This window comes from Methylosinus sp. (assembly GCF_036560965.1).
In the GTDB taxonomy this organism is placed as follows: domain Bacteria; phylum Pseudomonadota; class Alphaproteobacteria; order Rhizobiales; family Beijerinckiaceae; genus Methylosinus.
In genome coordinates, this window is the sequence record NZ_DATBQF010000083.1 from 1 (window position 1) to 13,526 (window position 13,526).

Here is a 13,526-nt window from a genome sequence, read left to right on the forward strand (position 1 = left end):
GAGCTTGTCGAGATTGACCGGCTCGCGGATGAAGGTCGCGGCATTGGCGAAGATCGCCTGCACGGTGCGGTCGCGCTTCTTCTGCGGATCGCCGAGATCGGCCAATATGCGGCGATAGAGCGCGAGCCTCGTGACGCCTTCTTGTGCGACGATATCGCGCCAGCGCGCGCCCTCCGGCAGCTTGTTCTCCTCGAGCTTGCGCTCGGCCAGCATCTTCAGGAACAGCAGATAGGTCAGCTCGGTGACATATTGCTGATAGGTGATGCCGTCCTTGCGCAGGACCGCGCAGAGGCGCCAGAGCTTGTTGACGAGGTCGGACGAGGGATTCATCTCAGCTCCAAATCGGCCGGTCAGCTCGCACGGCCCCAAATGGCTTCGTTAAGGTCCGCGAGGACATCCTGCAAGCGGTGGTCGAATTCGGCGTTTACGGTCTCATAGCCGCCCTGGGCGGCGAAGGCCGGCTCCGCCAGAATGGCGCGGTCGCCGACGGGCTGCTCCTCGAGGACGCGGCCGATCCGGCGCAGCCATTGTTTCTGCTTCTGCGTCCAGGACTTCGAGGCTTCGATCTTGGCGAGCGCCGAGTCGACGCGGGCGGCATAGGGGACGAGCGGGTCGCCGAGCGCCGCCTGGCGGACAAAGCCGATGATATGGGCGGCGATATCCGCATTGCGGGCTCGCCCATAGGCGCGGCGCAGGCTCGCTTCCGAAAAGCCGTGCTCGTCCAGCTCGGCGGCGAGCGACTTCAGCTCCTTGCGGGTGAGCTCGCGCGGGCGCTGGGTCGCCGCGATCATGGCCGCGGAGGCGTTCATATTCTCGCGCACGAAGCGCTCGAAGGCGGAGATGAAATCCTCCGGACTCGCCGCGCCGGCGAAGACGTCCTCTACGGCGACGAGCTCGTCCGCATGGGTGGAGATGAAGACGCCGTGATCACGGGCGGCAGGCCGCGCGCCGGCGGCGATCGCCAAGGCGCCCGCCTGGGCCTGGAGCCAGGCCGGAGCCTCATGCGGCGGCGCGGCGCGCAGGCGCGCGAGGAAATCGCGGGGCGGCATGCCGGCCGCACGCTCGAAGGCTTGCGTCTGCGCTTCGGTCAGATGCTTGAAGGCGCGCCGGAGCCGCACGAGGATCTCGTCCCGGACGAAGCTGCGATCCTCGTCGGTCGGCGCGCGCTGGAGATCGGTGAGCAGCGTCTCCAGCGGGATATTCGGATCGACCACGACGGGGCGCATGTCGGTGACGGTCTGGAGATTGGCGTATATGTCCACCGCGTCGAAGATGCGGAAGATTTCCTTGCCGATCGCCGGCGAGAGACGAGTCGCGCGCCCGATCATCTGGTCATAGAGAATGCGGCTGTTGACGCGGCGCACGAAGACGAGATTGCAGATGTCCGGCACATCGACGCCGGTCGTCAGCAGATCGACCGTCACCACATATTTCGGGCGGGGATCATTGCGGAAGGCGCGGATATGGTCTCCCGGCCGGTCGACCTTGCCGGTGATCTTCTGCACGAGATCGTGCGGCTGCGGGCCATATTCCGCCTCGAGCGCGGCGCGCAGCTCCTCGACCAGCGTGTCGGCGTGATCGTCGCGGGCCGCGAATAGCAGCGTCTTGCCTGGCGCCGTCGGCGGAATTTCCGCGGCGACGGCCTCTGCGACGACGCGATTGAATTCGATCGAATAGACCTTCTTGTTGAATTCCTGGACCTCGAACGCGACCTGATCGGGCGTCTGGAACAGGTCGATCTGACCCGTGCGCGGATCGATGATCTCGACGTCCTCGCCCGCCGCGAAGGTAATGCCCGCCAAGGCGAGAGCCGTCTTGATGCGGCGCGGCGGGGCGTGGTCGATCAAATAGCCGTCCACCACCGCCTGACGATAGCCGTAGCGATAGACGGGCGCGCCGAAGATTTCCGCCGTATGCAGGGCCGGCGTCGCGGTGAGCGCGATCTTCGTCGCGTCGAAATAGTCCAGCACCCGGCGATATTTAGAAAGATAATCGTCGAGCGAGCGGAACTCGAGATCCTCCTCGCGCAGCTCCGCGTCGAGCGTGTAGCCGCGATGGGCCTCGTCCACGACGATGCAGTCATAGACGCCGGGCGTCGGCCGGTCCTCCTCGCCGTCCGGCGACAGAACGCGCTTCACCATCGCCTGCACCGTGGCGACATGAACGCGGTCTTCCTTTTCCGGCAGCCGCTTCTCGAGCCCGGCGACATTGTAGCTCTCGGAGAATTTCAGCAGCCCCTCGAGCTCTGTGTTGGCGAGCGCTCGAAGCGTCTGCTCGCCGAGCGCGTTGCGATCCACCAGAAAGAGGATCCGTCTGAACCGCTTGTGCTTGAGCAGACGATACATCAGGGCGATGCAGGTGCGCGTCTTGCCAGTGCCGGTCGCCATGGCGACGAGAATGTCGCGCTGGCCGCGACCGATCGCCTCCTCGATCGCGACAACGGCCTCCTGCTGAAAGGGATAGAGGCCCGCGTAATCGAAGGGCTCCGCGGCGAGGCTGGCCGCATCGGTGACCTGGGCTAGCTTTTCCTTCAGATCCTGCGGGCTGAACCAGTCGCTCAGCGGCGCTGGGGGGTTAAACTCCCGGCGCGCGTCCCGGAACCAGACGCCCGACAATGTCGGCATCTGCTTGACATAGGGACGGCCATTGGCGGCGAAGAGGAACGGGATTGCGCCCGGCGCCTCCCCGGCGATCTCCGGCGGGAGCCGCTGCGCGTCCGAGAGCTCGACGCCCGCGGCGTAGCGCGCCGTCTGAGCGAGGACGGCCGGGACATTCCTGCTCGCGCGCTTGGCTTCGATCAGGCCGACGCAACGGCCGTCGATGAAAAGGGCGTAATCGACGGGGCCGGTCGCAGTCGGCCATTCGGCGATGGCAATGGCGGCGGCGTCGCCGGGGCGGGCGCCCCGCGCGTATCGGAGCGTCGCGGAATCGACAGTCCATCCCGCGGCCGCCAACTTCGAATCGATCAAGACCCGCGTGTCGGCCTCGTCCATTTCGATATTGGCGTCGGCGGTCTCGGCCGCCTGCTGGAGCGAGGCGAGCTGTGCCGGTGCATGGGTCTGCGCTTCCGTTCGGAGCAGGTCGAGCGCGCGTTGCGCATCCTCGCGCGCCGAAGCCTCCTCGGTCGCCAGCCGTTCCCATTCGGCCCGCTCCTCGGCCTCGCGTCGGGCGAGCGACTCGGCGTCGAGCCGGGCGCGAGCGGCCTCCGCGGCCTCTCGCCGGGCTCGTTCCGCCTCGCTTTCCGACGCGGCGAGACGAGCGCGTAGGCGCTCGATCTCGCCCGCGAGCTCCGCGGCCGCGTTCCTCGGCGGCTCCGGAGGGCTGAAGGGCGCAATGGTCGTTTTCTGCTCGGCGCCATGAACGCGGACGAGCCAAACGCCGAGCTGATGAGCCAATTTCAGGCCGGTCAGCGCCTGTTGCGGCGTGCCGACGTTCTCGTGCAAGGCCGCGTTGCCGGCCCGCCGGAGGAAATGCAGCACGTCGCCGGCCTGCCGGGGAAGCCGGCCCTCCTGCTGCAAAGTCCGCAGAGTTTCATCGAGATTCGCGCGCCGATCGAGAGCGAGGCCGCTTCTCGCGGCCAGGGATTTGGCCAAGTGCTCCGCGAATTGCCGCAGTTTTCCGAGCGCGGTCGGCGCGTCCTGATGGAACGCCCATTCCGCGAGGGCGCCAAGCCGCGCGAGCTCGGGATCGCACTCCGTCAGGAATAGGAAATTTCGGGAATGCGGCGGCACTGGTGTTTCGGAGTTCGCAATTTTCGACGCTATATCTTGGTCCAATCTATCGAATCCGGCAACTCCACCTCGGAGGTCGTCTCGGCGTCCCGACTCTCGCAAGCCGCATCTCCGTGCGGCGACCTCCTCGCCGCCGCCGCCGCGTGCCTATGGACGGTGCGCGGGCGGCTCGGCGCCCACGTCTACCGCGCCGCCGAGTTCGCCGCTCCGTGCGATCGAGAGCGCTGTCCTCGACGAGGCCGATCATCGAGCCCGACAAAACAATGAAATAGACAGCACGGTCGAATGCGTCCCACCGGTGTCGCCAGCAGCCTAGTCACCTAGACTCTATGCCGTATTGTTGGCGTCTCCACATTGCAACCAGGAGTGATCGCTTTCTCGTTGGAAGCATACAGGAGGCGTGAAGCCAGACATGCACTATGTTTCTCGAACCAATTCCTCATTCGACGTTTCATCGCCCACGACACACATGAGAACGCCGGCCTGCATCGTCAGCACTCCTCCTTCGAGCGCCTCGTCGATCTGCTTTTGGATGACGTCTCGCACGGCGGCGCTGGTCGATTTGATACCGAGCATCCGGGAGACCGCTTGCACGACCTGATCCGATGTCGCGCCGAAATTGTTGCGCACGACATCGATGACGGCCGCGCGGATTTCGGAGGGCGGCAGCATGTCCGCGCGTCGTAGTGTCTGAGAGATCGCGGCGCTTCGATCTCGAACGCGGATGGGCGAATTCGGAGCCGACAGGAAATCGATTAACTTTTCGATCCGACCGGTCGTAACCGCGACGCCAATCGCCGCTTCGACTGCTTGCTGAATACGATTTCCCGCTCTTTTGAGACCGAAAGCGTCGCGAATACGACTGACGACTTCGTCAGAATGAACGGGACCTTCGATCCGCACCGCCTCTTCGACGAGCGCAATCAGGATACCGATCGGCGCTTCGTGCAATTCACCGGCCCAAGCCGAGGGCCGGCTCAACACCGCTTCGATATAGGCGTCGCTCGAACTCTGAGACTCTTCGCCAACGGGAACTAGGCCGATCTCTGTGAAGTCCTCCCGCTCGATCGTGACAATGTCAACCGGCGCCGCGCGAGTCGCTCTCGTGGTCGTAGCGTCGTGCTCCTCCTTGGCCGTTTGTATTTTGGCGATGATGAGGTCGAGCTGCTCGGCCGGACGTTGGAACCAATCTGCGCTCCAGACTCGATGAATGGTCCAGCCATGACTTTCGAGCACCGATTGCCGCAGCCGGTCGCGGTCACGCGCCGAGCGGGAATCGTGATAAGCGACGCCATCGCACTCGATCCCTAGCAGATAACGGCCGGGCCGATCCTCGTCGGCGACGGCGAGATCGATGAAGAAGCCTGCGAGTCCGACCTGACGGTGAACCTGATAGCCGCGAGCCTGGAGAGCCTTGGCGACTTGCTCCTCGAACACGCTGTCATGGTCGCGACCGGTGCTCTCCGCCAAGGTCAGCCTCCCTGTCCGGGCATAATGCAGGAACAGGCGAAAGGCGAAGACGCCCTTGCGGGTCGACGCGAAATCGGGCTCGATATCCTCGTCGGTCAATGAGGCGAAGACTTCGCAGCGCTGCTTGGCGCGAGAAATCAGCACATTCAGGCGCCGTTCGCCGCCTTCCGCGCCGAGCGGTCCAAAGCGCATCGGAACACGGCCTCCTGGCGTCGTGGGCCCGTATCCGACCGAGATGAAGATCACGTCGCGCTCGTCGCCTTGCACGTTTTCCAGGTTCTTGACGAAAAACGGTTCCGCATGATGCGCCTGAAAAAACGCCTCCGTCTCCGGCGGCAATGTGCGGCGGATGAGCTCCAACTGGTCGAGGATCGCGCGTCGCTGAGCGACCGAAAACGCGACGACGCCGAGTGATAGATTCGAATGCTCGCGCGCGTGAGCGGCTATCGCCTGCGCGACGATCTTGGCTTCGATCTGATTGGTGCGGGAGCCGCCGGCCTCGAACAATCCTTGCTCTATGTGATGGAAGCGCAATCCCATGCCGGCTTCGGATGTATAGGGGCTCGGAACGATGAAGAGCTTGCCCTCGTAGAACTGGCGGTTGCTGACCGCGATCAGTGACTGATGCCGGCTGCGATAATGCCATCGGAGCATTCGCGTCGGCAGGCCACGGGCCGTGAATAGACCGAGGATGCTCTCTATGTCTGCGACCCGGCCGCCGTCATCCTCATCGTCATCGTCGACGGCACCGGTCATTTTCGAGAAAAAGGCTGTCGGGGGCAGCTGTTTCGGATCGCCGACCACGACGACTTGCTTCGCGCGCGCGATGGCGCCGAGCGCGTCGACAGGTTGGATCTGGCTCGCCTCGTCCATCACCAATAGGTCGAAATCGAACACGCCCGGAACGAGAAACTGGGCCACGGAGAGGGGGCTCATCATGAAGACCGGCTTGAGCGCCTGCACCGCCGGCCCAGCCTTCTCCATGAGCTTGCGGATCGGCATGTGACCGCGCTTCTTCTGAATTTCAGCGCGAAGCGCGCCCAAAGGACCGACGGAGCCGCCGTCCCGAGGGGGAATCTGCTTGTGATGCGCGCGCACGACCTCGAGGCCGGCCATCGCCATCCGCTGACGGTCGAGATCGACGAACTCGCGCACCTTGCGGCCATGCAGAGTTCCGTCGAACCGACCGAGTTCCGGCGCCAGACGCACCTGATCCGCGTGGACGGCTTCGTAATAGGCCGTCTCGAACGCTGGGATGACCTCGCCGGCCTTCAACCTGCCATCCTCCAGACGGCCGACGACCTCTGCGCAGCCGAGCGTCCGCCCTCGGTCCGCGCGATCTCGATAGGCGACCCATTTGGACAATTGCTCACCGCCGGCAGCCCAATCGCCGAGTCGCTGTCGCAGATTTTCGAGCGACACGAGGCCGATGGTCGCCGACCCGAAACCTCTTGGGAGGTCGAAGGACATCGCCGTGAATGCGGCGTCGAGATCGGCGACGAGCGACGACCGGTCTCCTTCGATCGCATCGGCCCGATCGGCGAGCGCTCGTCGGTCCTCGATCCGACTCGCCAAGAGCCGAATGTCGCCGTTGCCGTCGATCCAGTCGGCGGCGCTCTTCAGCATGTTCCACTCGGATGTATTGCCGCGCCAAGCCACGCCGAAGGCGGAGCAGCCGAGCGTCTCACCCGACGCCAGCGCCTCGGCGCATGCGCGCCCTTCTGCGATGAGAGCGAGCATATCCAGCCGAACAGCTAGAATGGTGAACGAGGCCTTCTCGAGCGCCGCCACGGCTCGGTCGGCGGAGTGGAATCCTCTCGCTGCATCGAGCATGGGAGCGAGCTCGGCCCTGTCCGCCGTCGGCGCGGCGCCGAACAATAGGGCGCGCTCCGGCAGCTCGTTCCAGAGCGCTTTGACGACCGGCGCCGCCTCGACGAGAAGCTTCGCGGTCCGCTCCATGCAGGATGCGATCATCTCGCGGTCTGGATTATTCGCCGCGACACGTCGCGGCTCATCGCCCAGCCCCTTCAGTGACCGCATCCATTCGACGAGCGCCGACAATGGCGCCGAAGCGGAACGGTCGCTCCTCCAGTCCGAGGCGAAGACTTTTCGTCCGAAATCGTCGTCGCTCTCGATCAGTCGCTTGGCGGCTTGCCCCCTGATGAGCGCATCGAGCTGCGCGAGCGTATCCGCCAATGGCTGATCCGGGCTACGGAGGACGGAGCGAGCCAAGGCGTTGGCGTGTCGCCACTCGCCGCTCAGAATTTTGAAGAATCCGTCGCCGTGATAAGCGAGCGTCGTCCGCGCGCCCGACAAATCCATCGTCCAAGCCGCATCCGACAGGCTGGCGCCGATCTCCGCTCGCGCCTGCTCGAGCGAGCGAATGGCGTTGGCGAGATCGGCCGCGCGCTCGACACCATCGGTCCAAAGATCATTCGCAAAGGCTTCGGCGCTCGCGACCGGCGCCGCTACGACACGCTCGCCGATCTGCATGAGACGTCGGACATCGGCGAGCGTGAGAGGCGGCGCAAAGGCCATCGTGTCCGCCAGCGCCTTCGCCTCGACGACGAGCCGCGGGAGAAGGGCGACCAGAGTCCCAAGGCGCTCGAAAGCCGCCGAAGAGAAGGCGGGCGGCAACAGCGCCAGAATCTCGCGAAGTGGCTCGGTCTCCGTTTCCCACGCCTCGTCATTGAAGACGCTCGCCAAATCGGTTCGGAGGCTCGCATAACGAGCGCCATTCACCAGCAGCGTTTGGATCGCCTCGCGATTGTCGATCCAGGCGGTCGCGCCGAGCGCCGCGCCGGAAAGGTCAGGCGCGGCGGCGATGCGTCGAGCGAGCGCGATGACCGGGGAAAGCTCGTCGAGCGTCGTCGCCGGCGCGCGCTCGAGAATCGATGCGAGGTCGACCTGCGATGCCTCGAGCGCATGGAGCCGTTCACTGAGCGCCGCGAAACGCGTGGTCAGGCGATCCACTTCCAATGGCGTGACGGCGGCGAGCCCGACGCCGCGCCAGATGTGATCGTCAGGCGTGCCGATCGCCTCGACGCGCTCGACCAGCTCGGAAAGCGCCGCATGGCGTTCCGAGAATCCATCGGCCGTCCATTCCGCGGGAGCTTGCAGCGCGATATCATTCGGCCTTTCACCTGCGAGCCGCAGGCGGACGAGCTGTCCGATCACCTGATAGGGCGTCAACCCGGCCGCGGCATGGAGCTGGTGCATCCTCACGGCGTGCGCGTTCAACCCGTCTCGCGCTTCCGTCAAACGTGCGCACAATGAGCCTGAGTCCGGCCCCCTCGGCGCCCCGAGCTCCCAGGTGCGGCGTAATTCTTCGAGCAGGGCGCGCTTATTGGCCTTGTTGCTATGCAGCTCCAGACAGGCGTCGCCCACGCCGGTGGCGTCGAGCCGGCGCTTCACCACATCCAGAGCCGCCATTTTCTCCGCAACGAACAGCACCGCTTTTCCGTCCGCCACGGCAGAAGCGATGATGTTGGCGATCGTCTGGCTCTTGCCGGTTCCGGGCGGCCCTTGGATCACCATGTCGCGTCCGCGCCGCACCTCGTGAATGGCGAGCGCCTGGCTGCTGTCGCTGTCGACGATGTGCACCATCTCGGCGGGCGGAATGAACGGATCGATCTTGGCGTCCTCGTGGATCATGCCTTCCGAGCCGTCGAATCCGTCGGTGAGCAGGCTGCGGATCAGCGGCCGATCGCTGATCCGCGCATGGTCCGGCCAAGTCTCGGGGTCGAGGTCGCGATACATGAGGAATTTGGCGAAGGAGAAGAAGCCGAGAGCCATGTCGTCATGTTGGACGGCCCAGCCCGCCTTTTCGGCGACCGCCTCCGCCACACCGTCCATATAGGCGATCGGGTCGAAGCTCTCGGACGCTTCAAAATCCGGCAGCCGTATGCCGTGGATGCGTTCGAGATAGGCTTCGAGCGACAGATTCGACGCGAATTCCTCCGGCCGCGAACGAAGCTTGAACTTCTCGCCCGCATTGCCGCGCTCGAGGGCGACCGGAACGAGCAGCAGCGGCGCGAATCGAATATTGGCCGCGTTCCCCGGATCAATCCACTTCAGCGCGCCGAGCGTGAGATAGAGGATGTTGACGCCCTGCTCCTCCTCGAGCGTGCGCGCGTCGTAATAGAGCTCGAGCAGTCGCTTCTGAAGCCCTTTCGGCGTCAGCCGGGTCTGGAGCCGCGTGTCGGAATGTCTGGTGAACACGCCGCGCTCATCCGCGACATCGTCTTCGGGCTGGGCGAGGTCCGATATTTCGTCGCTTTCCCCCTCCGGCTCGCCGTCGCTCGCGCGCGCCGCCTTTCCGGCGACGAAGGTGAAGACCTTGCCTTCTCGTATCAGCAGGCGAAAGACTTCGGCGCTCTTCTCATCCACGATTTCGAGCGATCGTCCCGCCTTGGCGGACCGCGGCATGTTGAGCAGCCGATTTCGCGCCGAGAGGTCCAGCAGTTCCATGCGCGCGCGATCGAGCTTTTCGGCGATCGGGAGATTGCTTTGAAATACTGAGACATTTTGGTCTTCGGGATGAACAATGGCGTCCATCGAAATACACGTCCCTCATTCAGGATGAAATGAATTCTATTCAGAGCTCGATCGAGCTCCGACCGCCCTCGCAATGACCGGGCAGGCCGCTGCGCTATGGCTGGTGACGATATTCGGCAAAACGCGATCAGCCAAGCCAGCCTGCGAGAAAAACTCATAGCGTGTTTACCGGTTTTACCAGTTTCCAGCCGTCAGCGTTTTTTTCGGCGTCGCCGGCCACTCCTTTACCGGCGTTCGCTCCGATCGGAGGACGAGCGGGCGTAACTGCGTTTCGAGGTCGAAACCGAGGTGATGCGTTTGCGCCGCGCCACGCCACGTGCGCTCATGAGGGCCTACATTCCCAGGAGCATGCTGCCGCTTGATTGGCGATCACATCTAGAGCGAGGTGATGCGCGCGCCATTCGACGCCTTTTCGGCTCAACCCGAGAATGCGTCGCGAGCTCTCTCTTCAAGCTATTGATTTTAAGCCTATTTTTGAAACGAAGAGTTACGATGACGTCACGGCAACTCGTGGGCGAGGCGCCGTAACCCGCGAGAAAAATGCATAGCGTGTTACCAGTTTTACGAGTTACCAGCTGTCCGCGCTTTTTTCGGCGTCGCCGATCACTCCTTTACCCATTTCCCAACGTTCGCGCCGATGGTCGATTCGCGACGACCATGCGACCTCTTTCAGTCGTCTATCTTACGCGGCGATCGGACGCGATGATAGCGAGGCCTTGGACGGCTCCGTCGCGCCTGAGCCGGCGCCATTCGGCAAGAGGCAACGGATTGGCGGAAGCTTAATGGTACCCCTCCAGACAACGGCCGTTTCGGGCGAGGACCGCCTATCTTTGCAAGGTTTCTAACGAAAGTTGACCGATGAGACGATCAATTAGTCCGTAGAGAACGACATGTGAACTCTGAGCCCGGGAATAGCTTCGAGGCTACAAAGGTTAGTTTCATCGCAGAAAAATAATATACGCTATTGACAGAGCCAAAATCTCGAGTGACGCTTACACATCGATCTCCATTAACCCTTCGGTGCCGCCAATGATCATGCCAGATCCAGCCACTTTCGCCGCCGAGGCCGAGGCGCTCCATTCGTTGCATTCTGCGTCCTCCAAAGCCATCAATGCCATGTGGAGACGGACCGGCCGTGAGGCGCTCAAAGCTCATCTCGATCGACCGATCGGCGGCGTCACCGCTAAGATGATCTACGGGGCGATTGGAATCGCCGCGGAAATGCTGAACGATCCATCCCAACGCGCAGCGCTCGAGGCTCGCGGCGACGCTATGCCGACGGTCGATCCTCCGGCGATCGATACGACTCCCTGCGATCTCGTGCTCGTCCTGCCGCAGAAGCCCTCTCCAGCCCTCGCGCAAAGGCTCATCGAGCTCGGCCTCACCTGCCACACGGACGCGAGACGCACGCATGGAATTGCCTGCTGCCTGTGGCAGGGGCGGGCCGCGCCGTCGATCGTGATCCCGCTCGTGGAGGCGGTCCGCGGGCAGGTGATCGCCATCAGCCTGCCGCCGTCGCCGAATGGCGCGGAGAGCGACACCTCCAGTGGCGAAGCCTCGGACGACGATTCTGATCGGCGCGAGCCCGAGGTCGAGGGCGAGGGCGAGGGCGAGCCCGCCCCGAGCGTCACGGTCGCCCGGCGACGTGGGCGGCCCAAGGCCGAGCAGAAATCCGCTGCGCAGAACGACGCGGCCACGTCCGCTCCGGTGACTTCCACCTCCGCGGATACCCCGGAAGGCGAGCGGCTCCAGCAGGACGACGCCCCGCCGATCATCGCGGATGACAATGTCGAGATCGACGGTGAATTGGCGCCCTCGCTGGCCCCGGCCCTCGAGGAGCACACCGAGCCGCCGTTCGCGATGCGAATGAACAGCGCGGCGCCCGCGATCGAGAGCCCGACACAGAGCAGCGATGCCAAAATCCCCGAGTTCCTGCGCGATGGATGAAAGTCGTTCAAAATCCGACGAGATCGCAAATCTCGGCGGGAGTGAGGACCCGATCACCGTAACTCGGAGCTAGGCAGTGCACTTCGCGTCCGTCCGTCTCTTGCGTCTCAAGAATGGCAGGCAGGTCCAAGCGGCGAGCGACCATGCCAATCGCCTCGACGAGACCTCCAGACTTAGGGTCCGGCCTGACGCGGACAGCGACCGAAATTTTGCGTCGCATCCTTGGCGCGAGGATGGCGCCTGTGGCGGCCTGCGATTCGACTACTTGGCGGACCTGAGATGCATGCAGGCCGCCACAGGCGCCATCCAACGCGGGAACACGGCGCCGGTCGGGCATCTGATTTGCGTCGTAAGTGTTGGATGGCTGATGGAAACCGGCGACCAGCACGATCCGCAGAATCCGCGCAATCGCCTGCTATTCGACGCCGCTATCGCATGGGCGCAGAAGACTTTCGGAGAGACGTCGCTATTGAGCGCCAGAATGGATCTCGATGAAAAAGGCGCCGGGGTGGTCGACGTATTGGTGGCGCCGATGACGACGAGCAAGACCGGAAAGAAATTCTTGTCTGTCAGTCCTACCCTGACGAAATTACAGGCGCAATACAAGACAAGAAATACATTCGCTGCTCTACAGGATAGTTGGACGGAATTCGTCCGAGCGAACCTCGACCCGACTATCGAGCGCGGCCGCGAAAAGGAGGCGCGTGGCCCCGACCGTTTGTCGCCGGAAGCCTACGCCGCCAAGGCAGAGACCGAAAAGGCCCGCGAGTTCATCCGCTCGGAGAGCGACGAACTGGATCGGCTGCGATCGGAGCTGATGATCGCGGACAATGCACGCATTGCCGCCGAGCAGGCAGTGGCCGAACGCGAGCGGCGATGCGCAGCGACCGAGGCAGCGCTCGAGCAGCGGCGATTAGCGCTAGAGACGGCCGCCGCAAAAAAATTGACGAAAGCCGGCAAAAGGCTCGTCGAGTCTTTCCAGCTCGGCATGCTCGCCTGGCTCGACGGACGGATCACTCTCGTCCCGGTGGATCGAGGAGAACGGTATCGCGTGTCCTTGACGGACGCGGTGAACGACGCCGACGTCCGAGACATTGAACGATCGCTGCGCCCCGCTGTAGAATTGGGCCTCGCGCGGCTGCTCGCGGCATGGCAGCTCGTGACGGACGAATTGGGAGTCGAGGCGGACGAGGTCAAGAACAGGATCGGGCGGCGGTCTGGTCTCCTATGACCTGCGCGGTCTGGCTACCCGTGGCCAAATCGATCGCAGATGCTGGCTGGCAGCGACGCCCGATTTCGAGCTCCCGAAAATTGAACCTGACGTGCCCCCGAAATTTCATCCAGCGGCGAGTTGAGTCCCGGCGGTTGATACGCCCGCGGGCGTGGGGTGAGCAACAGGCGATCGGCGGAGCTGGTCGGGGTTGCGCAGCCGATCGCCTGTTGCGGTGAGCGCGGCCGCATAGTCCGCCGGCGTCGCATAGCCGAGGGAAGAGTGCGGGCGCCGGTGGTTATAATCGTGAACCCAAGAGCGAACTTTCTCTCTCGCATGGTCGAGCCCGAAGAACAGCGTCTCGTTGAGCAGCTCGTCCCGCATGCGGCCGTTGAAGCTCTCGCAGAAGCCGTTCTGCATCGGCTTCCCCGGCATGATGAAATGCCATTCGATTTTGTTCGCCTCCGACCAGGACAGGACGGCGTTCGAGGTGAACTCCGTCCCATTGTCGGAAACGATCATGCCGGGCTTGCCGCGCCTTTCGATCAGCGCCGACAGCTCGCGCGCCACCCGCTTGCCGGAGATCGACGTGTCCGGGATCGCCGCCAGGC

General features: G+C 63.9%; 6 protein-coding genes. 2 read left to right on the forward strand and 4 right to left on the reverse strand.

Annotation, left to right across the window (positions count from 1 at the left end; translation table 11 throughout):
* The 3 genes from VIF40_RS21340 to VIF40_RS21350 form a co-directional block, all read right to left on the reverse strand.
* On the reverse strand, window positions 1-330 hold a 330-nt coding region (locus tag VIF40_RS21340; protein ID WP_331939534.1), incomplete at its 3' end, for a type I restriction-modification system subunit M N-terminal domain-containing protein.
* A 20-nt stretch (window positions 331-350) separates the two neighbouring features.
* The gene (gene hsdR, locus VIF40_RS21345) at window positions 351-3,731 is read right to left on the reverse strand and encodes a type I restriction-modification system endonuclease (RefSeq protein WP_331939535.1); all 3,381 of its coding nucleotides are present in this window, start codon (window positions 3,729-3,731) and stop codon (window positions 351-353) included.
* A 417-nt stretch (window positions 3,732-4,148) separates the two neighbouring features.
* Window positions 4,149-9,671, reverse strand: coding sequence for a DUF3320 domain-containing protein (locus tag VIF40_RS21350; protein ID WP_331939536.1), 5,523 nt, complete (start codon window positions 9,669-9,671; stop codon window positions 4,149-4,151).
* Window positions 9,672-11,078: 1,407 nt separating this feature from the next.
* Between VIF40_RS21350 and VIF40_RS21355 the strand changes: the two genes are divergently transcribed.
* Together VIF40_RS21355 and VIF40_RS21360 are read left to right on the forward strand one after the other, a co-directional pair.
* On the forward strand, window positions 11,079-11,705 hold the full coding sequence (locus tag VIF40_RS21355) for a hypothetical protein (RefSeq protein WP_331939537.1): 627 nt from the start codon (window positions 11,079-11,081) through the stop codon (window positions 11,703-11,705).
* Window positions 11,706-12,072: 367 nt separating this feature from the next.
* Entirely contained in the window at window positions 12,073-12,936 is an 864-nt protein-coding gene (locus VIF40_RS21360) for a hypothetical protein (RefSeq protein ID WP_331939538.1), read from the forward strand.
* Window positions 12,937-13,041: 105 nt separating this feature from the next.
* Here VIF40_RS21360 and VIF40_RS21365 read toward each other — a convergent pair.
* The coding region (locus VIF40_RS21365) for an integrase core domain-containing protein (protein WP_331939539.1) at window positions 13,042-13,526 on the reverse strand (485 nt) is incomplete at its 5' end.